Genomic DNA, 19,680 nt, shown 5'->3' with positions numbered 1-19,680 from the left:
GATTAGATTTTCACTTGATGGTACATCCTAACGAAAACATGGGACGAAAGGGAATGAACACATGAACAATGAGCAACATATTATCAACTTGTTAAAATGGACAAAATGGCTGATCATTGCGCTTCTTTTCCTTATTGCAAGTCGGTTAATGCCCTTTTTTCACCCCGTTTGGGATGTCATCTGTACATTATTCTGGCCTATTTGTGTGGCGGGATTATTTGCTTATTTGTTACACCCTATCATAGAGAAGCTTGTTCATATAGGTATGTCTCGAACATGGGCTGTCGTAAGCTTATTTGTAACATTTATTGTTGTGACTGGTGCGGTAGTATTTTTTGGTGTGCCGATCCTGATTAGGCAAATAACAGAAGCGATAGACGTATTGCCTGGACAACTAGCTGAATTTGAAAAGTTGCTATTGCATGTGCAACATACTGTAGATCGTTTACCTGAACCAGTAGATGATTACATGGATGATTGGACTGGACGATTAGAGGGATGGAGTGCTCAAGCATTAGACTTAATGGAGCAAGGGTTGTTACGCGTAGCGCAATCAATGATCGTTTGGCTCGTTGTCCCTTTTTTAGTCTTTTATTTACTAAAGGATTACACGCTACTCGTTCGCGTAAGTTATTATTTAACACCGAGGAGATGGCGAAAGCCGCTGCATCAGTATGTTCATGAAGTAGATGTGACGTTTGGAGCGTACATCCGCGGGCAATTATTTGTTGCACTCTGCGTTGGAATGCTTTCTGTTATCGCCTTCTGGTTGCTCGGAATTCCTTATTCATTGATTTTAGGATTGTTTATTGGGGCAACGGACTTGATTCCTTATTTTGGGGCTTTTATTGGGGCAGCCCCTGCTGTTGTTGTCGCTTTCATGAGTTCACCAACGCTTGCCCTGTACACCATCATTGTTATTTTCGTGATCCAACAAATAGAAGGGAATGTCCTCTCTCCAGTCATTGTTGGGCGGACTGTCCACTTGCATCCGGTTTTTATTATTCTTGCATTGCTTATTGGTGTGGAAGTGGCTGGAATTATCGGTTTACTCGTAGCGGTGCCTATTTTGGCAATTGTGAAAGTGACACTTTTGCACGTACGCAAATATATAGATCAAGCGGGCGATAAAGTGTGAAAGAAATTGTGAAAAAGAAAGGGGAAGTCAGTAACAGTACTAGTGAAGCCCATATACTTTATGGTATAATAAAGGTCATGATGAAAGAATGACAAGTAGTGGCATACGGATGCGTGACATAACCGAATCTATAGGTGACAATAGGGTTACTTATCCTTGGGAAGGTTTTCAATACGTCATAGCGATCCTCGTCCGAGTTTGGAGAGGACTTTTTTCATTTTTTATACATAGATAGGAGCGATCATTGTGAAACGACTAACCTCAGCACAAGTTCGACAAATGTTTTTGGATTTCTTTGCTGAAAAAGGACATGCGGTGATGCCAAGTGCGTCGCTCGTTCCTTTTGAGGACCCGAGTCTTTTATGGATTAATAGTGGTGTCGCAACATTGAAGAAATATTTTGACGGTCGGGTTGTGCCGGACAATCCGCGGATGGCAAATGCGCAAAAATCAATCCGTACAAATGATATTGAGAATGTCGGAAAGACAGCCCGCCACCATACATTTTTTGAAATGCTTGGGAACTTCTCTATTGGTGATTATTTTAAAGAAGAAGCCATTCAATATGCGTGGGAGTTTTTAACGAGTGATCAGTGGATCGGTTTTGACCCAGAGAAGTTATCGGTAACCGTGCACCCAGAAGATGAAGAAGCATATACGTATTGGCACGATGTCATTGGCATCCCGTCTACACGGATCGTCAGACTAGAGGGGAACTTTTGGGATATAGGAGAAGGACCAAGTGGACCGAACTCAGAAATTTTTTATGACCGCGGTCCTGCATATGGTGATGACGAAAATGATCCTGAGCTTTATCCTGGTGGAGAAAATGATCGTTACTTAGAAATTTGGAACTTAGTGTTCTCGCAATTTAATCATAATGCTGATGGCACATATACACCGCTACCAAAGAAAAATATTGATACGGGTATGGGGCTTGAGCGGATGGTATCGGTCATTCAAGAGGCGCCGACAAATTTTGAAACCGACTTGTTTATCCCGATTATTAAGGAGACAGAGCGTTTTACAAAAGAAACATATATGGAAAGTGCAGACGAGAAGCGGACAGCATTTAAAGTCATTGCGGATCATATTCGAACCGTTTCATTTGCGATTGCAGATGGCGCGCTTCCTTCTAATGAAGGGCGAGGGTATGTATTAAGAAGGCTACTTCGACGAGCGGTTCGTTTTGCAAAAACGCTTAGAATTGAGCGACCATTTATGTATGAGCTTGTGCCTGTAGTTGCGGAAGTGATGGTGGATTTCTATCCGGATGTGACGACAAAACGTGATTTCGTTCAGCGAGTCATTCGTACAGAAGAAGAACGTTTTCATGAGACGTTAAATGAAGGCTTAGGTTTACTAAATGATGTGATGACCCGTGCGAAGCAAGAAGGGACGACAGTCATTGCCGGTAATGAGGCGTTTCGTTTGTACGACACATATGGATTCCCGATTGATTTGACAGAAGAATATGTTGCAGAACAAGGACTCACTGTTGACCGTGCGGGTTTTGACAAGCAAATGGAAGCCCAACGGACGCGTGCGCGTCAAGCACGACAAGAAGTAGCTTCAATGGGCATCCAAGAAGGTGTCTTAAGTGATCTTAATGTACAAAGTATGTTTGTTGGTTATGACAAATTTGATGTGCCTGCAGTCATTACAACGATCATTTCTGGACAAGCGCTTGTGACGCAGGCGCAAGCAGGTGAGACGGTACAAGTACTGTTGAATGAAACCCCATTTTACGCTGAAAGTGGTGGTCAAGTAGCTGACTGTGGTTTACTTGTAACTGACGGCGCGCAGGCACGTGTTTGTGACGTGAAAAAAGCGCCGAATGGTCAACACTTGCACACTGTGGAAGTGATCGAAGGCACGTTGTCTGTCGGTCAATCGCTTAATGCATCTATTTCTGCACACGAGCGATTAGCCATTCAAAAAAATCATACAGCGACCCATTTGCTTCATCAAGCGCTCAAAGATGTGCTCGGGGCGCACGTGAATCAAGCAGGATCGCTTGTGGAAGAAGGGCGATTACGCTTTGACTTCTCTCATTTTGGTGCTGTTACAAAAAATGAGCTTGCCCAAATTGAAACACGCGTGAACGAGAAAGTGTGGCAATCATTGCCAGTAAACATCGCAACAAAAACATTGGAAGAAGCAAAAGCAATGGGTGCGATGGCGCTTTTCGGTGAGAAATATGGTGAACATGTGCGCGTCGTACAGCTTGGTGACTATAGTTTGGAGTTGTGTGGTGGTTGCCATGTGCATAACACAGCAGAAATTGGTTTGTTTAAAATTGTGTCTGAAGTAGGCATTGGCGCCGGTGTACGCCGAATTGAAGCAGTGACATCAAAAGGGGCATATCAATTTTTAAGTGATCAAGTGATGGTGTTGCAAGATGCTGCCGAGCGGTTGAAAGCAAAACAATTAACGGATGTGCCAACGCGCATTGAACGAATTCAAGAAGAACTTCGCGAAGCACGGCGTGAGAACGAATCACTTACAGCGAAGGTCGGGCAACTAGCATCTGGTGATTTAATGTCACAAGCGCAAGAAATTAATGGTGTGACAGTGCTTGCAGCAAAAGTCTCTGCGAAAGATACGGAGGCGCTTCGGAAGATGATTGACGTACTGAAACAGAAATATGATGCTGCGGTCATCGTACTTGGAGCCGAGACAGGTGAGGCAGCCACCTTTGTTGCAGCTGCTACAAAGGATGCCATTGCAAAAGGACATCATGCCGGTAAATTAATGAAAGAAGTTGCGACACGTGCAGGTGGTGGAGGCGGTGGACGTCCAGACATGGCACAAGCCGGAGGCAAAAGACCAGAAAAAATTGATGAAGCACTTGCTTATGTTTACGAGTACGTAAAATCCCTTTCCTAATGTGCGATAGATAGTGTACAATGTAAGGGATAAGATATTTGTCCGGTATTTTAGGAATATGCGAAGAAGAGGTGAGAGCGGTGAGTTCAATCGATCATACGATGCAATTCAGTTTCAATGATGACTCCTTCGATGCAGATGTACAAGAAGTGCTCTTGTCTGTTTATGATGCGCTTGAGGAAAAAGGTTATCATCCAATTAACCAGATTGTTGGCTACTTATTATCAGGGGATCCGGCCTATATTCCACGTCATCGTGACGCAAGAACGCTCATTCGAAAGTTAGAACGAGATGAATTAATTGAGACATTAGTGAAATCCTATTTGATGCAACACGGTAGGACCTATAAATGAGGATAATTGGTTTAGATGTTGGAACAAAAACGGTTGGTGTGGCTTTAAGCGATGCACTTGGTTGGACGGCGCAAGGATTGGAAACGATAGCGTTTAATGATGAGAACAAAAGCGACATGTTTAGCAAGCTGGTGTCATTAGTAAATATGCATGAAGCACAAACTGTTGTCGTTGGTTATCCTAAAAATATGAACGGCACGATTGGTGAAAGTGGACGCAGGAGTGAAACTTTTGCTAAAATGCTAAGAGAGCATGTTGATGTACAAGTCGTGCTCTGGGATGAGCGATTAACAACTGCAGCAGCAACACGCGTGCTCGTTGACGCCGATGTCAGTCGAAAAAAACGCAAAAAAGTGATTGACAAAATGGCAGCAGTACTTATATTACAAAGCTATTTAGACCACGCGAGCCATCGACCGACATCTATCTAACGACAATTGGAGGAAAAAAAATGTCCCAAGAAGAAAGAGAACGCATTGTAATCCCTGATGAAGAAGGAAATGAACATTTATTTGATGAGTTATTTCGGTTCACTGTAGACGAGACAGGACGTTCTTATATTATGCTAATCCCGGAGGGCGCTGACTCAGAAGAGGAAGAAGTTGAGGTGTTCGCGTTCCGTTATGAAGATCGTGATGATCCAGACAACGACATTGCCCTTTTTCCAGTAGAGACAGACGAGGAATGGGAAATCATTGAGGAAATGCTCAATACTTTTTCGGAAGAAGAGGGAGCCGAGGAAGAATAAAACAAGGAACCCGTGCCCATTAGGTAGCGCGGGTTTCCTTTGAAATATTTGTGGCAAAGGGGGTTAAATCTACTTACACCCTTTTTCCACTTGTTTGGTATGGGGAGGCAGTTATGTCCAAAAAACAAGATAAACAGTTTATGACGCAATACGAGGAACAAGTTTCCCGGGCAAAGACCGTTCGAAAAATTGTTTTTATTTGTGTCGTATCTCTGCTATCGCTCATTGTGGTCGTAGGTGTTGGTGCATATATTTATGTTTCATTGGCCTTAAAAGCAATGGATGCAGACGGAGAGGGACGAGATGTACATGTATCAATTCCAATAGGCTCTTCAACGACAACAATTGGTGCCATTTTAGAAGAACAGGGGCTCATACGTAATGCGTCCATTTTTCGCTACTATACACGTTATAAAAATGCATCAGATTTTCAAGCAGGTGAGTATAACCTTAGCACTGAGATGGATATTGATCAATTGATTGCCACGTTGAAAGACCCAAGTGCGACAGCAGATGCGGCGCATTCTTTTATTATTCCCGAAGGATGGACACTACAGCAAATTGCTGCACGTGTGGCTGAACATGTCCCTGAAAAAAAGGAAGAGATTTTAGCAAAAATGGATGACCATGACTATGTGAAGTCACTCATTGAAAAGTACGATATGTTGACAGATGAAATTTTGAATGAACATATTCGTCACCCGCTTGAAGGTTATTTATATCCGTCCCGTTATGATTTTACAGAAGAAAATATGTCACTTGATGCAGCGATTAAGGCAATGCTTGACCGTACGCAAAAGATGATCGATGATAAGCAAGCACTCATTCGTGCAAATGAAGGGAAGTATACAATTCATCAGTTACTTACCATTGGTGCCATTGTCGAGCGTGAAGCATTAGAGCAAGAAGATCGTTTCATGATTTCAGGTGTGTTGCATAATCGTCTAAATAAAGACATGAAATTACAAGTTGATCCTACTGTTGCCTACGCAAAGGGAGAACATTTATATATGACGTCCCTTAAGGATCTTGAGGTCGATTCACCATACAATACGTATAAAAATAAAGGCTTGCCACCTGGACCCATTGCGAACATGCGTGAGGAATCCTTTATGGCTGCGGCTGATCCAACACAGACGGACTACTTATTTTTTTACGCTCGTTATAATGGAGAGATTATTTATAATGTTGATCTTGAGGCGCATGAAGCTGCCCGCAATAAGTATAGGAGCGAGTGGGAGGAAAACAAGAAAAAAGATGATGAGTAAATATGACATCTTCCACAAAGGACGTAAAAAAGGATGGTTCACATGATAAATAACCGCGTAAAGGGCTATGTTGAATCATGGATTCCTGACCGCGTGCCATTATTACAAGAAATGGAGCGCGTCGCTAAAGTGGAAAACGTCCCGATTATGGAACTCATTTCACTCGAGATGATGTTGTCACATCTGTTATTGCAGCAACCAAAGCGCATTTTAGAGATCGGTACGGCAATCGGTTATTCGGCGATCCGGATGGCACTTGCCATACCATCTGCTCATATCGTGACGATTGAACGCGATCCAGTACGATTTGCGCAAGCGGAAGGTTTTGTAACGGAAGCAAAATTACAAGACCGGATCACACTTATTCATGCAGATGCAACAGAAGCCGTAAACCAAGTTGTACATTTTCAGCCATTTGATGTATTATTTATTGATGCAGCAAAAGGACAGTACCGCACTTTTTTTGAGCAATATGAGCCATTTGTTAAAGCAGGTGGCGTTATATGGAGTGACAATGTATTGTTTCGAGGTTTGGTTGCAGTGGCAGATGAAGAAATTTCTGAAAAGAGATTGCGTCCCCTCGTCAAAAAAATTCGTCACTACAATGAGTGGTTGATGAAGCATCCAACGTATGAGACGCGTGTTTATCCGATTGGTGATGGTGTTGCATGCAGTGTAAAAAAATTGTAACCGAACGCGTCATAAAAGTCGTTGTTTTCGTGTAGGATGATTTAAGTTTTACTTGTATAGGAGAGAAGAGCATGCAGTCAAGCAGACCCGTGATAATTGGTGTAGCAGGAGGGACGGGTTCAGGAAAAACGACCGTCGCGCAAGAAATTTTTAAGCAGTTTCAAGGCTCATCGATTGTTTTAATTGAACAAGACGCTTACTATAAAAATCAAGACCATTTATCTTTTGAAGAGCGCTTAAAAACAAATTATGATCATCCGCTCGCATTTGACAATGAATTGTTATACACGCACTTACTACAGTTGGCTGATCGGGCGCCAATTGAAAAGCCCAGTTATGACTATGCGAATCATACACGGGCAAAAGAAGTGACGAGAATTGAACCAAAAGATGTGATCATCCTAGAAGGCATTCTCATCTTAGAAGATGAACGTCTAAGGAGCTTGATGGATATTAAAGCGTTCGTCGACACAGACGCAGATATCCGTATTATTCGACGTCTCATGCGAGATACAAAAGAGCGAGGTCGTTCGATTGACTCGGTTATTGAACAGTACACATCCGTTGTTCGCCCGATGCACTTGCAGTTTGTAGAACCTACAAAACGTTATGCGGATGTGATCATTCCTGAAGGTGGACAAAATAAAGTGGCCATCGATTTGTTGGCAACAAAGATTCATACAGTTGTGGCGAACAAATCATTACACGGGTAATAAGGCAGCTAATTCGCGATATGACAGTAATTTTAGTAGAAAATAAAAACGAAATTGATGAGGAGTGACGATGATGGCAGCAGAAAAAAAGCATTATATGACAGAAGAAGGAAAGCGAAAGTTGGAAGATGAGTTACAACAACTTATTACTGTTCGCCGTAAGGAAGTGGTGGAGCGGATAAAAGTGGCACGGAGTTTTGGGGACTTATCGGAGAATTCAGAGTACGATTCAGCTAAAGAAGAGCAGGCTTTTGTAGAAGGGCGCATTGCACAGCTGGAAAAGATGATTCGTAATGCGGTCATGATTGAAGCAACAACGACAGAAGACCATGTGGTTTCTCTCGGGAAAACAGTCCGCCTCGTCGAGCTGCCGGATGGAGAAGAAGAAGAATATACAATTGTTGGAAGCGCAGAATCAGACCCGCTTGACGGGAAAATATCCAATGATTCTCCAATGGCGAGAAGTTTGCTAGGTAAAACGGTCAATGACAAGGCCGTCGTAAATACACCAGGTGGAGAGTTAGAGGTCAAGATTTTAGAGATTCGCTAATAGCGCAACGTGTGTTTGTAGATGGTTAAAGGAGTGTGAGCATATGAGCAAGCGATATGAGAACCGGAAAAGTAGACGGATTAATCGGTTGTTAAATATTGCAATCGCAGTTGTCAGTGTTCTAATCGTCGTATTAGGTGTGACGCTTGTGACGCATTGGATGTCTTCAAATACGCAACAGGCGAGCAACAATGAACCAGAAAAAGAAAACAATGGGCCAGCGCTTGTTGAAGATGGTAAAGACGAGGACAAGCAAGCATCTGCGAATGTAGACGCGCGTGCAGAAGAGGAAGAAGAAAAAGAGAAACCTTCTGAATCTGAAGAGACAGAGGAAGAAAAAGAAGAGGAAGAAGAAACGACCTCAGAAGAAAAGCAAGTGGAAACAGCGCAAGAAAATCCAACACCAAACGATTTTACTATGGGTAGTCAGAATTGGAATGAAATGGAAGAAGCCGTTTATTTAGGTACGAATTTACGCGATGGAGTCAATGGTGCGATCTTATGGCGTTTAGAAAATGGTGGTTCATCTGCAGCGCGTGCTGTGATTAGTGCTGCTGGCAGTCATGATACACCACAAGAAGTACAATTAAAGTGGGTAGACGGTGTTGGTTGGGAAGTGACATCGGTCGAGCAAATGACAAGCAACCCATACCGATAAAACAAGAGTTGGAAAAGTGAGGAGATAACGTGCGGGTTGGTATTATTGGTGCAATGGAAGAAGAAGTTAATGAATTGCGGGGGAAAATGGTCGAACCAGTTGTAGAAACAGTCGCTCATTGTACGTTTACATTAGGTAAAATTGAAGGTGTGGAGGTTGTGCTCACTCTTTGTGGGATCGGTAAAGCGAATGCGGCGATGGCGACAGCGCTTTTAAACGACCGCTATCGTCCAGATTACGTTGTGAATACAGGGGTTGCTGGGGGATTGCATGAAGCTATGGCTGTTGGTGACATTGTCATCTCAACAGAAGTGCGTTATCATGACGTTGATGCAACGGTATTTGGCTATGAATATGGACAAGTCCCCGGCTCTGTGCCTGCCTACATGCCTGCAAAGAAGCTCATTGATATTGCAAAGCAAGCAGCGCAAGAAGTGGGCATCCGAACGGAGACAGGTCTTGTGCTGACGGGTGATTCTTTTATGGGAGAAGCCACACGTGTGCAGCAAGTGAAAGGGCAATTTCCAACGGCTTATTGTGTCGAAATGGAAGCAGGGGCAATTGCCCAAGTGTGTCATCAATTTGAAACACCGTTTGTCATTATTCGGGCGTTGTCAGATGTAGCTGGGGGCGAGGCACACGGATCTTATGAAACCTTTTTAAAGAAGGCTGCAGATCACTCAGCGCAACAAGTGTTACACATGTTGCGTGCTTTGGCGGCATAATACCAAAATTTCTCTTCTCACGTCATCTATCATATTTGTTAAGATACAAAAGAAGACACTTTTGTAGATAAAGAATAAAGATGTCCTATATCTTAGGAGGACGAGCAGATGGAGAAACAATTGGAGGCAGCACAGCAAGACTATCATCGGTTTAGTTGTTTATTTCTATCATTAGGGCTATTTTTGACGCTAGGCTTTTTATTGCCACCAGGCTACCGAATAGATGTGAAAGCACAGCCGATGTATGTTCTCATTGTGATTGTCACATTTATGGTTGCAGCTATATTTTGTTGGTTATCTATGCGAGCAAAGCGGGCACGTGAGCAAATGAATGAGTAAGTATGATGAGAAAAAGCCGTGCATTTGCATGGCTTTTTCTCAATGAGGGAAAGATGTCACAAGAAGAGGGGGCGTAAAAATGAGAGGAACAAAACGCCCATTTGTACTAGCAGCCATATTACTGGCAATGTTTATGGCTGCGGTGGAGGCAACGATTGTGGCAACCATTATGCCACAAATTGTTGGTGACCTTGGTCAATTTTCATTGTTTAGCTGGGTGTTTTCAGCTTATTTACTAATGCAAGTTGTCACCATTCCAATTTATGGTAAACTCGCAGACATTTATGGAAGAAAACGTATTTTTACCATTGGTGTGTTAATATTCTTAATCGGATCTGTCCTGTGCGGCTTTGCACCGTCAATGGCCTGGCTCATTGTTTTTCGTTGTATACAAGGTTTAGGCGCGGGGGCGGTGCAACCAATTGCGACGACAATCGTTGGTGACATATATACGAAGGAAGAACGTTCGCGTATTCAAGGGTATTTGTCTAGTGTGTGGGCAATTGCGGCGGTGACAGCCCCTTTTTTAGGTGCGTTGCTAATTACGTACGTACATTGGTCCTGGGTTTTTTGGTTAAATGTGCCAATAGGGTTGATCTCAGTCGTTGGAATTATCCTCTTTTTAAAGGAGTCTGTTCCAAAAGAGAAGCAACCGATTGATTACAAAGGGGCTGCGTTGTTACTTGTGGCGACGATGACACTCATGCTCGTCCTTGTGCAAGAACAGTCATTTTTACAAACGTCTACGTTTATTTGGGTGTTGTTAGTTGTCAGTGCGATTAGTTTGTTTTGGTTTATTAAACATGAGCTGCGCACAACACATCCAATGATGACGTTGCCACTTTGGCGTCGGCGGACGGTATGGACGATCAATGTCGGCAGTTTATTTATCGGGGCAATCATTTTAAGCATCTCAAGCTTTTTGCCTACATATATGCAAGGGGTATTGCAAGTGTCTCCGCTCATTGCAGGGTTGTCACTTACGACGCTTTCTGTAGGTTGGTCGACGTCAGCTGTTGTTGCTGGAAAGATGATGTTAAAAACGGGATTCAAGAAAACAGCGTCAATTGGCGCTGTCGCGTTATTAATAGGTGCGAGTTTATATGTATTGTTGCATGTGACAGCACAAGTATGGCTCGCTGCGTGTGCGTCTTTAATTATTGGTGTCGGAATGGGCTTTTGCTCGATGACGTATATTGTGTCTCTCCAGTCCAGTGTCGCTTGGAATGTACGTGGTGAGGCGACAGCGATGCTCATGTTCACACGTCAATTAGGTGGGGTGATGGGTGTCTCTTTTTTAGGTGGCCTGTTAAATGCGCGTTTAGCGACAGAGCTGTCACGAATGCAAACATCATTTACTGAACAGCCATCGCTTGAGAAAGTGAATCAACTGCTAAATCAACAATCAGTGCTTCCGGCGGCAGAGAAGACACTGATTGCGAATAGTCTTTCTAGTGGGTTGTCAGCCGTTTTTATTGCGATTGCCATATTTGCAGTGTGCATTTTCATTGTAAACATATTTGTCCCTAAAGGGGATCAGAAGACGTCATCTCCTGCTGCAAATGACTAAGGAATTGCTGTAAGATTCGTGCTGTCAATCCCCAAACGGTTCGCCCTTTATATGTGTAGAAATACTCTTGTAACATGTAGGTACGACGGATGTACCCCCCTTGATTTGCAATTTTTTCGATTGGGAAATCTTCAGCTGGTTCGACCGTTACATTGAAGTGTCCAATCTGTGGTGGATTCGTCAATAAGTAGGCGAGTGGGATCGTGAACCAATCGGCGACTTCACTTGGATCGATGGTGATCTGGTGAACATCACGAATGTTTGCTAAGTATGGATGGATGACAAGCTGTTGATGAGGGGCTTCAACTTTTGGCAACGGTGCGATCATGGTAATATCTGTTTGTGCAAGCCCTAGCTCTTCAGTACATTCACGAATCGCAGCGTGCGCGACGGTATCGTCAAATGGTTCTACGTGCCCGCCGGGAAAGCATGTTTCCCCAGGTTGTTTTTTCAATGTATGTGCGCGCGTCTGAAACAGTACATGCGTCTGTCCACCAATAGTGACAAGCGGCAAAATGACTGCCGCTTGTTTAGCTGGTTGAGATGACGGAGCCGGGTGTACTTTAAAAATCCGTTCAATTTGTTCGATTGTAGGCAAGAGGCATCCTCCTTTCAAATGAGTGTCCTGTTACGCATAGAGAAGCTGGAGAAAATCATCAGCGTCAATAGTGCCAAAGTAGCCTTGTAAATCGACAGGAGCGAGCACTTGTTGTAAAGGTTCAAATGCATACCGTGTGCCGATGAGCACATCTGCAAGCTCGGCAACATCTTGCGTCCCGAAGAAATCACCATAAATTTTACAAGATGTAATGACTCCTTTACGTACATTTAAGCGCACATCAATTGTGCCAATGGGGAAACGCTTGGCGCGTTGGATATCAAACGTGGGGGACTTGCCGAAATTCCAATCCCAATTTTTATAGCGTGCTTCAGATAACGAGTGAATGTCTGCCCAATCTTGTTGCGACAATTTGTATGCTGGGATCGTTTCGTTCGTATGGAAAATGTGCTTGAGGAGATGTGCTTTAAAATCGGCCATCGACATAGGTTCAGCTAAAAACTCAGCGATGTTAGCCACACGGCTACGAATGGATTTAATTCCTTTGGAACGAATTTTTTCATCTTTCACGTTCAATGCCGACACAACGTGTTCGATTTCTGAATTAAATAACAAGGTCCCGTGGGAAAACATCCGTCCTTTCGTTGTAAACTGAGCATTGCCGGAAATTTTGCGCTCGCCTACTTGAATGTCGTTACGCCCAGTAAGTTTTGCATCAACGCCAAGTTCAGCGAGCGCGCGGACAACGGGTTCTGTAAACTTTTTGAAGTCGTTAAAAGATGCCCCATCATCTTTTGTAATAAAGCTAAAGTTTAAGTTACCAAGGTCATGGTAGACTGCGCCGCCACCGGAGAGTCGTCTCACGACATGAATGCCATTTTCCTTTACATAGTCTAAGTTGATTTCTTCAAATGTATTTTGATTTTTGCCGATAATAATGGAAGGCTCGTTGATGTAAAATAGTAAGTATGTTTCATCCTCGTCCAAATGTTTTAATGCCCACTCTTCGACAGCGAGATTGATACGTGGGTCAGTGATTTGTTCATTGTCAATAAACTTCATGTGAGTGGCTCCCTTCATGTGGTTCATCAAGTAAAGTATATCTTTTTTCATCACAAAGGTCGAGTAAATGTACATTCAAATAATTACTTGAATATTATATTGACAAAAAGGGTAGGCTATGTGTAAACTAATAATCAAATGATCATTTGATTGAGGTGGATAGTGGATGACAACAAAGAAGCAAACGAAAGAAGTGTGTGAAACATTTTGCTATGACGAAGAAAAAGTGAGACGTGTTTCCTTGTTAGTAGCAAAAGAGGATCTTGCGCCAGTCGCAAATATATTTAAAGCATTAGCAGATGAGACACGCTTGAAAATTGCTTATTGCTTGTTGCAAGAAAAGGAACTATGCGTGTGCGACATTGCCACAATCATTGGTGCAACAACGGCGACAGCCTCGCATCACTTGCGGCATTTACGCTTGTTAGGCATCGCAAAGAGTCGCAAAGAGGGGAAACTCGTGTTTTATTCTTTACAAGACGATCATGTAAAAGACTTGGTTCATATTGCCAATATCCATAGTAAGGAGATGTCGGGTCATGGGTGAATCACTCGCGCGTGAAGACAAAAAAGAAATTTACCGTGTGAAAGGCTTTAGTTGTCCTGGATGTGCTGAAACGTTTGAAAAAAATGTGAAACGGCTAGACGGGGTGCAAGACGCTAAAGTAAACTTTACGGCTGAAAAGATTACGGTTTATGGCACAACAACGATAGCCGCATTAGAAAAGGCAGGCGCTTTTGAAAAGCTCGTTGTTAAAGTAGACGAAGAAGCTGGTCATGCCGCAGAAGATGTGAAAAGCACCTCATTAATAGAAAGGTATGGACATATTCTTATGGCGTCGTTTCTTGTGGTTGCTGGATTGATCCTGCCTCTCTACACAGGTGCGCACTGGCTTTTTACAATTTTGCCATTTGCACTTGCGATGATTATTGGTGGCTACACACTGTTTATAACAGGATTTATGAATCTTCTGCACGCGCGCTTCGATATGAAGACGTTAATGACGATTGCAGTCATTGGTGCCGCCATTCTCGGTGAATGGGTTGAAGGAGCAATTATCGTTGTGTTGTTTGCGGTTGGTGAGGCGTTGGAACGATTTTCGATGGATCGCGCCCGACAGTCCATTCGTTCGTTAATGGGAAAGACACCGAAGACTGCCACAGTGAAACGTGATGGTCACGAGGTGAGTGTAAAAGTAGAGGATGTCACAATTGGTGAAATGATGATTGTGAAACCAGGTGAGAAAATTGCATTAGATGGGACGGTTGTAACGGGGCATTCGACAGTGAATCAGGCCGCCATTACAGGTGAATCCTTGCCAGTTGAGAAGAAAGTGACAGACCAAGTGTATGCAGGGACGTTGAATGAAGAGGGCTGGTTAGAGATCGAGGTTACAAAACATGTGGCCGATACAACGATTGCGAAAGTCATTAAACTCGTTGAAGAAGCGCAAGCAGCGCGCGCGCCAGCACAAGCGTTTGTCGATCGGTTTGCTAAATATTACACGCCGGCAATTATCATTGTCGCATTACTTGTAATGATCATCCCGCCATTGTTATTGGGTGCTTCTTGGACAGTATGGGTGTATCAAGGGTTAGCGGTGCTCGTTGTAGGTTGTCCATGTGCGCTTGTCATTTCCACACCAGTTGCCATTGTGACTGCGATTGGCAACGCCGCAAAACACGGTGTGCTCATTAAAGGCGGTGCGTATTTAGAAGCGCTCGGCTCCATGAAAGTCGTCGCATTTGATAAGACGGGCACATTGACAGCTGGCGTGCCTGCTGTGACCGATGTACGTATGCATGGGGTGTTTGATCGGGGAGAAGCACTTGCTTGTCTAGCGGCGCTTGAGAGCCGTTCACAGCATCCGCTCGCTTCTGCGGTGTTAAAGCAGATCTCTGCAGAAGGGATTGCTTTTCAACAGTTGGAAGTGGACGATTTTTCTTCCATGACTGGGAAAGGGATTTGCGGTGTGATTGATGGTATCACATATTACGCGTGTCGTCCGGCATTTTTTCAGTCACGTTTAAAGGAAGTGGAGAACGCGTCATTACAAGCTGAGATTACCACCTTTCAACGTCAAGGAAAAAGTGTAATTGTATTTGGGACAGATCGCGACTTGATCGCCGTGCTGGCAATTGCTGACCAAGTACGTGAAGAAAGCAAGCACGTCGTCTCGAAGTTACAACAACTTGGGGTAAAGAAAACGGTCATGTTAACAGGTGATCATGAGACGACAGCACAGGCGCTTGCGCAAATGGTTGGGATCACGGAAGTACGCGCCTCGCTCATGCCAGAAGATAAACTTGATGCAGTAAAGTCGTACCGCGAGGAGCACGGAAAAGTTGCCATGGTGGGCGATGGGGTAAATGATGCACCAGCATTGGCAGCTGCAACGGTCGGCGTTGCGATGGGTGGCGCGGGTGTCGACACCGCACTCGAAACAGCCGATGTCGCACTGATGTCAGATGACTTAAAAAAGTTACCGTACGCGATGAAACTAAGTCGACGGGCTTTAGCGATTATTAAACAAAATATTTCTTTTGCGCTCGGCTTAAAATTGTTCGCTTTATTGCTTGTGATTCCAGGTTGGCTCACACTTTGGGTTGCAATTTTATCTGATGTTGGCGCGACGTTACTCGTCATTTTAAATAGCTTGCGATTGCTTAAGGTGAAAGATTAACTGCCTATGACAAAAATCCCGCAGTAGCTGGGGGCACTCATTCTTCCCGACTTCTTTTTTGAGGATGTAAATGCCCCCGGCTTTGTTTGTAAAACTCATGAAACAATTTCATTAATGCACGTTTCTCAATCCTTGAGACGTAACTACGCGAGATGTTCAATTTTTTTGCAATCTCCCGTTGTGTCTTTTCTTTATCTGTTTGTAAACCGAACCGACTCATTATCACTTCTTGCTCACGTGCGTCTAAAATATGGATATATTCATGTAGTTGTTTCTTCTCCATCTCTTTTTGGATGATATCAGCAATGTCATCAGATTCCTCTTGAATGACATCAATAAGAGAAATGATATTGCCTTCTTTATCCGTACCAATAGGATCTTGTAAAGAAACATCGCGCCTAACTTTTTTTAATGATCTTAGATGCATAAGGATTTCATTTTCAATGCATCGTGCTGCATACGTGGCAAGTTTGGTGCCTTTCCCGGCGGAATAACTTTCAATTGCTTTAATCAGACCAATCGTACCAATCGAAATAAGGTCTTCTGTGTCTTCACGTGTATTTTCGAACTTTTTGACAATATGTGCTACGAGACGGAGGTTGTGTTCAATTAAACGATTCCGTGCTTCAATATCTCCTTCGGCCATTAATTCAAGGCATTTTTTTTCTTCTGATTTATTTAATGGCTGTGGAAAGGCGTTATTTTTAACATAAGAAACAAAAACAACAATTTCTTTTATAAAGTACGTCATAGCTGCAAGGATGCTAGACATCGCACATTCCCCCTCCCATGCGTTGTTTTAATGTATGCACTGAATTGGGCTGGTGTGTCTGTACGATGTCAATTCATTAAAAAGTAGTTGGGATGAAATCGTAAAAAACCACTTCTGCATGTGAGAAGTGGTTTTTTAAGGTTGCTTGTACGGATGAATCCTACAAGCGTATATAAAACACGGGTGAGGAATTAGCCGTTGACAGCGTCTTTTAATTGCTTACCTGGTTTGAATGCAGGATTTTTTGTTGCTGCAATTTCAATTTCCTCACCTGTTTGTGGGTTACGACCTTTACGAGCAGCGCGTTCGCGGACTTCAAAGCTGCCAAAACCAACAAGTTGTACTTTTTCACCTTCTACAAGTGCAGATGTAATTTTCTCAAAAACTGCGTCAACAGCTTTTGAGGCATCCTTCTTTGCGATATCTGTTTCTTCTGCAACTGCATTAATCAAATCTGTTTTGTTCATTTTGAAAAACTCCTTTTCTTATTATAGAATGGCGTTCGTTCTTACTTAAGTACATGGCTTGCAAATGTCACAAGGACAAGGAGAGACGTGATGCCTGTCCTTAATTTACTTAGGAATGCTTGTGATGTCAAGGGTTAAGAGAAAAAGAGTAGGATTTTTTTTGTTTTTGGCTTGGAAGCCTCCTCATATGATGAAAAATTTGGTACACTGGAAGAGGACTTCCCAAGCTTATGCTTTTTTAATTCTGATGTTGCTAATCATGAGCCCAGCCAATGAAATCATAAGCACGGTATACATGGGTGCGCCAATGTTGCCATGAAATAATGAAAAGAAAACGAGTAAACAGCCAGCAGCAGTAATGGGTAGCCCGATGAATTCATTTTGCGATTCAGTAATATTAAATCGGGCGAGGCGTAGTGCACCACAAGTGATAAAGAGAACAACGGCCACCCCACCGATAAAACCAATTTCCGTTAAACTTAGTTGAAAGATGAGAACAGCAGGTGCGACGCCAAATGAGACAAGGTCGCTTAAAGAATCCAATTGTTTTCCAAGTTCAGAGGTAATGTTTAATTTTCTGGCAAGATAGCCATCTAAACGATCGAGCATGGCAGCAATAATAATAAATAAAAGTCCTGCGTTCGTATTTCCTTGCAATGTCAGAAGGATAGCCGTGACGCCTGCACCTAAATTGGCCAGCGTGGCGATGTTTGCAAGTTGTGTTTTTATCTTTTTTGTTGTGATGGAAAGTTGTTCGAGCAAAAACATATGTTGTTCACCTCTTCTCTAGAAGGTGGATCCCCTTCTTGAACGTATATTATATCATAAAACAATGAGGAGTCGAAGAATATATCGCGTATCAATTTATTTTGGAAGTAAATATACAAGGATGTCGTTGGAGGATTTCATGAAAAAACAATTATTTCGTGCGTGTATTGAACTACATAATCACAAAGTAGCAAGCGCATTGTTAAAAAAATTTTCGCAGTCACGTATGAGTAAAGGTTTGATCCCGTGGTATTGTCGTACATATCAAGTTGACGTATCTGAAGCAAAAGCGCCAATAGATGACTTTGACAGTCTCCATCACTTTTTTATTCGAGAATTAAAAAAAGGTGCAAGGCCGATCGCTTTAGGTGAGGATGAAATGGTTGCTCCTGTCGATGGGGTTTGCGTGGAGGCAGGTGAAATGACGCCTGAGATGTGTTTTCAAGTGAAGGGAAAACAGTACGCAGCTGAAGAACTCCTTGGAGGGAAAGATGTGGCGAGCCAATATGAAAGGGGGCAGTACGTTGTCTTATATTTAAGCCCGAGCCACTATCACCGTATCCATAGTCCGGTTGATGCGACATGTGTACGTGAACGAGTGCTTGGCGGGCGTTCGTACCCCGTGAACGAATTAGGGCTCAAATACGGCAAAAGAGCGTTATCAAAAAACTACCGGCAAGTGCTCGAACTATTGTTACCATCTCAAAAAAAGATGGCACTTGTAAATGTTGGCGCGACAAATGTCAACAGTATTATCCGAACGAATAAAAGTGACGCATGGAAGAAAGGAGAAGAAGTTGCTTATTTTTCATTTGGTTCGACGGTCATTTTGATTTATGAGCACGGAACAGTCGATATAAAAGTGAAAAATGGGGACGAGGTTAGAATGGGGGAAGTGATTGGGGCGTTGTTGTGAAATACATCAGGACTGTTCTTAAAGATCAATGTGATCTTTTGGAACAGTCCTGTTTTGGTAGACGTAATGCCACAGTGGATAAAGGAAATTTATGCGAAATCGAAGGCATTTACCGGTTACCGCTGAATTAGCTTTATTTTTTTCTCCTGTTTGCTTGACAGTAGGCAGGAGAAAAGATGTGTGCGAATGGATGAAGTAGTGTAGAGATGTTCTACTTGTAAAAAAGACTGTCTAAAGATCACGCTCTGATCTTTAGACAGTCCCTGTCGTATCATAATTTAACTGCCCATGCGCTATTCAGGATCAACACTCAGTTTGATAAAGGTGAGAGAAGCGTTTGTAAACGCTACACCATCGACAGGCGTATTGTCTAATGTGAGGCTGGCGCCAAATGGGAACCATTCAATGGTTGATTGCGTAGTTACACTTACAAATGTCACGAGTGTCGTTGATTGATTAGCAATAACTCGGTTTGTAGAGCCAAATATAGGATTTCCGTCAACACGCAGTCGGACGTTTGTATCTGCTGTGCCACGTACAACGATATACATTTCATAAACGCCGGGCTCCAGTTGGTAAGAACCTGGTGTCACTTCTGTAATAAAGTCGGTTGCTAACGATGCAGGTTCTTCATGTTGGAAAGTAATGGTGGCATTTGATGCGAAAGGTCCTTGACCATCAGAAGAAAGAATGATATATCGGGCAACGGCGCCGACAGGTCCAGTAGGTCCAGTAGGTCCAGTAGGTCCAGTAGGTCCAGTAGGTCCAGTAGGTCCAGTAGGTCCAGTAGGTCCAGTAGGTCCGGTAGGTC

General features: G+C 43.2%; 22 protein-coding genes. 16 read left to right on the top strand and 6 right to left on the bottom strand.

All coding sequences use genetic code 11. From position 1 onward, the window contains the following. The first annotated feature begins 61 nt into the window (after nucleotides 1–61). From BLT29_RS07190 to BLT29_RS07130, 13 genes are all read left to right on the top strand, one after another. Nucleotides 62–1,138 (top strand): AI-2E family transporter, encoded by a 1,077-nt coding sequence (locus tag BLT29_RS07190; RefSeq protein ID WP_090775650.1) that lies wholly within the window; start codon nucleotides 62–64, stop codon nucleotides 1,136–1,138. Between the two features lie 246 nt (nucleotides 1,139–1,384). Beyond that, nucleotides 1,385–4,027 carry an alanine--tRNA ligase gene (gene alaS / locus BLT29_RS07185; protein WP_090775649.1) on the top strand — a complete coding sequence of 881 codons (2,643 nt, stop codon included), beginning with the start codon at nucleotides 1,385–1,387 and terminating at the stop codon, nucleotides 4,025–4,027. 80 nt (nucleotides 4,028–4,107) lie between these two features. Then, on the top strand, nucleotides 4,108–4,380 hold the full coding sequence (locus BLT29_RS07180) for an IreB family regulatory phosphoprotein (RefSeq protein ID WP_090775648.1): 273 nt from the start codon (nucleotides 4,108–4,110) through the stop codon (nucleotides 4,378–4,380). Then, nucleotides 4,377–4,811 carry a Holliday junction resolvase RuvX gene (ruvX, locus tag BLT29_RS07175; protein ID WP_090775647.1) on the top strand — a complete coding sequence of 145 codons (435 nt, stop codon included), beginning with the start codon at nucleotides 4,377–4,379 and terminating at the stop codon, nucleotides 4,809–4,811. The genes BLT29_RS07180 and ruvX overlap by 4 nt, the downstream gene beginning before the upstream one ends. Before the next feature lie 20 nt (nucleotides 4,812–4,831). Then, complete coding sequence (locus BLT29_RS07170) at nucleotides 4,832–5,128, top strand: DUF1292 domain-containing protein (protein WP_090775646.1); 297 nt, start codon at nucleotides 4,832–4,834, stop codon at nucleotides 5,126–5,128. Nucleotides 5,129–5,241: 113 nt separating this feature from the next. Further along, complete coding sequence (mltG, locus tag BLT29_RS07165) at nucleotides 5,242–6,396, top strand: endolytic transglycosylase MltG (RefSeq protein ID WP_090775645.1); 1,155 nt, start codon at nucleotides 5,242–5,244, stop codon at nucleotides 6,394–6,396. Between the two features lie 42 nt (nucleotides 6,397–6,438). Next, nucleotides 6,439–7,086 (top strand): O-methyltransferase, encoded by a 648-nt coding sequence (locus BLT29_RS07160; RefSeq protein WP_090775644.1) that lies wholly within the window; start codon nucleotides 6,439–6,441, stop codon nucleotides 7,084–7,086. A gap of 71 nt (nucleotides 7,087–7,157) precedes the next feature. After that, nucleotides 7,158–7,799 (top strand): uridine kinase, encoded by a 642-nt coding sequence (gene udk, locus BLT29_RS07155; protein ID WP_090775643.1) that lies wholly within the window; start codon nucleotides 7,158–7,160, stop codon nucleotides 7,797–7,799. A 73-nt stretch (nucleotides 7,800–7,872) separates the two neighbouring features. Next, nucleotides 7,873–8,349, top strand: a complete 477-nt coding sequence (gene greA / locus BLT29_RS07150; protein ID WP_090775642.1) for a transcription elongation factor GreA — start codon at nucleotides 7,873–7,875, stop codon at nucleotides 8,347–8,349. A 43-nt stretch (nucleotides 8,350–8,392) separates the two neighbouring features. Then, complete coding sequence (locus BLT29_RS07145; protein ID WP_090775641.1) at nucleotides 8,393–9,007, top strand: DUF1510 family protein; 615 nt, start codon at nucleotides 8,393–8,395, stop codon at nucleotides 9,005–9,007. A gap of 29 nt (nucleotides 9,008–9,036) precedes the next feature. Then, on the top strand, nucleotides 9,037–9,732 hold the full coding sequence (gene mtnN / locus BLT29_RS07140; protein WP_090775640.1) for a 5'-methylthioadenosine/S-adenosylhomocysteine nucleosidase: 696 nt from the start codon (nucleotides 9,037–9,039) through the stop codon (nucleotides 9,730–9,732). Between the two features lie 108 nt (nucleotides 9,733–9,840). Next, nucleotides 9,841–10,071 (top strand): YrhC family protein, encoded by a 231-nt coding sequence (locus BLT29_RS07135; RefSeq protein ID WP_090775639.1) that lies wholly within the window; start codon nucleotides 9,841–9,843, stop codon nucleotides 10,069–10,071. 79 nt (nucleotides 10,072–10,150) lie between these two features. After that, nucleotides 10,151–11,641, top strand: coding sequence for an MDR family MFS transporter (locus BLT29_RS07130; RefSeq protein WP_090775638.1), 1,491 nt, complete (start codon nucleotides 10,151–10,153; stop codon nucleotides 11,639–11,641). Here the strand turns inward: BLT29_RS07130 and BLT29_RS07125 are convergent. Together BLT29_RS07125 and lplA are read right to left on the bottom strand one after the other, a co-directional pair. Then, entirely contained in the window at nucleotides 11,598–12,239 is a 642-nt protein-coding gene (locus tag BLT29_RS07125; protein ID WP_176763852.1) for an NUDIX hydrolase, read from the bottom strand. The genes BLT29_RS07130 and BLT29_RS07125 overlap by 44 nt on opposite strands. Before the next feature lie 30 nt (nucleotides 12,240–12,269). Beyond that, complete coding sequence (gene lplA / locus BLT29_RS07120; RefSeq protein WP_090775636.1) at nucleotides 12,270–13,262, bottom strand: lipoate--protein ligase; 993 nt, start codon at nucleotides 13,260–13,262, stop codon at nucleotides 12,270–12,272. A 166-nt stretch (nucleotides 13,263–13,428) separates the two neighbouring features. On the opposite strand from lplA, the gene BLT29_RS07115 reads away from it, so the two are divergent. Further along, complete coding sequence (locus BLT29_RS07115; protein ID WP_090775635.1) at nucleotides 13,429–13,809, top strand: ArsR/SmtB family transcription factor; 381 nt, start codon at nucleotides 13,429–13,431, stop codon at nucleotides 13,807–13,809. Continuing rightward, on the top strand, nucleotides 13,802–15,946 hold the full coding sequence (locus BLT29_RS07110) for a heavy metal translocating P-type ATPase (protein ID WP_090775634.1): 2,145 nt from the start codon (nucleotides 13,802–13,804) through the stop codon (nucleotides 15,944–15,946). The genes BLT29_RS07115 and BLT29_RS07110 overlap by 8 nt, the downstream gene beginning before the upstream one ends. Nucleotides 15,947–15,983: 37 nt before the next feature. Here the strand turns inward: BLT29_RS07110 and sigK are convergent, their stop codons facing one another. The 3 genes from sigK to pssA all read right to left on the bottom strand — a co-directional run bounded on the left by sigK (nucleotide 15,984) and on the right by pssA (nucleotide 17,953). Further along, nucleotides 15,984–16,718 (bottom strand): RNA polymerase sporulation sigma factor SigK, encoded by a 735-nt coding sequence (gene sigK / locus BLT29_RS07105; protein WP_090775633.1) that lies wholly within the window; start codon nucleotides 16,716–16,718, stop codon nucleotides 15,984–15,986. Between the two features lie 191 nt (nucleotides 16,719–16,909). After that, complete coding sequence (locus BLT29_RS07100) at nucleotides 16,910–17,185, bottom strand: HU family DNA-binding protein (protein WP_090775632.1); 276 nt, start codon at nucleotides 17,183–17,185, stop codon at nucleotides 16,910–16,912. A 228-nt stretch (nucleotides 17,186–17,413) separates the two neighbouring features. Further along, nucleotides 17,414–17,953, bottom strand: a complete 540-nt coding sequence (pssA, locus tag BLT29_RS07095) for a CDP-diacylglycerol--serine O-phosphatidyltransferase (RefSeq protein WP_090775631.1) — start codon at nucleotides 17,951–17,953, stop codon at nucleotides 17,414–17,416. A gap of 139 nt (nucleotides 17,954–18,092) precedes the next feature. Here pssA and BLT29_RS07090 point away from each other — a divergent pair, with 139 nt between their 5' ends. Then, the gene (locus BLT29_RS07090; RefSeq protein WP_176763851.1) at nucleotides 18,093–18,869 is read left to right on the top strand and encodes a phosphatidylserine decarboxylase; all 777 of its coding nucleotides are present in this window, start codon (nucleotides 18,093–18,095) and stop codon (nucleotides 18,867–18,869) included. Between the two features lie 293 nt (nucleotides 18,870–19,162). Here the strand turns inward: BLT29_RS07090 and BLT29_RS13350 are convergent. Further along, nucleotides 19,163–19,680, bottom strand: a 518-nt coding sequence (locus tag BLT29_RS13350) for a hypothetical protein (RefSeq protein ID WP_176763850.1), incomplete at its 5' end; no start/stop codon positions are given.

This window comes from Shouchella lonarensis (assembly GCF_900096965.1).
GTDB lineage: Bacteria > Bacillota > Bacilli > Bacillales > Bacillaceae_D > Shouchella > Shouchella lonarensis.
The sequence above is the reverse complement of the archived record's forward strand: the minus strand, read 5'-3'. Positions and strand labels throughout refer to the sequence as shown.

What these genes read in the sequence shown, in the direction of transcription:
- BLT29_RS07190 (WP_090775650.1), top strand. Translation starts at nt 62, where the DNA reads ATGAACAATGAGCAACATATTATCAACTTGTTAAAATGGACAAAATGG.
- ruvX (WP_090775647.1), top strand. Translation starts at nt 4,377, where the DNA reads ATGAGGATAATTGGTTTAGATGTTGGAACAAAAACGGTTGGTGTGGCT.
- BLT29_RS07170 (WP_090775646.1), top strand. Translation starts at nt 4,832, where the DNA reads ATGTCCCAAGAAGAAAGAGAACGCATTGTAATCCCTGATGAAGAAGGA.
- mltG (WP_090775645.1), top strand. Translation starts at nt 5,242, where the DNA reads ATGTCCAAAAAACAAGATAAACAGTTTATGACGCAATACGAGGAACAA.
- BLT29_RS07160 (WP_090775644.1), top strand. Translation starts at nt 6,439, where the DNA reads ATGATAAATAACCGCGTAAAGGGCTATGTTGAATCATGGATTCCTGAC.
- udk (WP_090775643.1), top strand. Translation starts at nt 7,158, where the DNA reads ATGCAGTCAAGCAGACCCGTGATAATTGGTGTAGCAGGAGGGACGGGT.
- greA (WP_090775642.1), top strand. Translation starts at nt 7,873, where the DNA reads ATGGCAGCAGAAAAAAAGCATTATATGACAGAAGAAGGAAAGCGAAAG.
- BLT29_RS07145 (WP_090775641.1), top strand. Translation starts at nt 8,393, where the DNA reads ATGAGCAAGCGATATGAGAACCGGAAAAGTAGACGGATTAATCGGTTG.
- BLT29_RS07135 (WP_090775639.1), top strand. Translation starts at nt 9,841, where the DNA reads ATGGAGAAACAATTGGAGGCAGCACAGCAAGACTATCATCGGTTTAGT.
- BLT29_RS07130 (WP_090775638.1), top strand. Translation starts at nt 10,151, where the DNA reads ATGAGAGGAACAAAACGCCCATTTGTACTAGCAGCCATATTACTGGCA.
- lplA (WP_090775636.1), bottom strand. Translation starts at nt 13,262, where the DNA reads ATGAAGTTTATTGACAATGAACAAATCACTGACCCACGTATCAATCTC.
- BLT29_RS07115 (WP_090775635.1), top strand. Translation starts at nt 13,429, where the DNA reads ATGACAACAAAGAAGCAAACGAAAGAAGTGTGTGAAACATTTTGCTAT.
- BLT29_RS07110 (WP_090775634.1), top strand. Translation starts at nt 13,802, where the DNA reads ATGGGTGAATCACTCGCGCGTGAAGACAAAAAAGAAATTTACCGTGTG.
- sigK (WP_090775633.1), bottom strand. Translation starts at nt 16,718, where the DNA reads ATGTCTAGCATCCTTGCAGCTATGACGTACTTTATAAAAGAAATTGTT.
- BLT29_RS07100 (WP_090775632.1), bottom strand. Translation starts at nt 17,185, where the DNA reads ATGAACAAAACAGATTTGATTAATGCAGTTGCAGAAGAAACAGATATC.
- pssA (WP_090775631.1), bottom strand. Translation starts at nt 17,953, where the DNA reads ATGTTTTTGCTCGAACAACTTTCCATCACAACAAAAAAGATAAAAACA.
- BLT29_RS07090 (WP_176763851.1), top strand. Translation starts at nt 18,093, where the DNA reads ATGAAAAAACAATTATTTCGTGCGTGTATTGAACTACATAATCACAAA.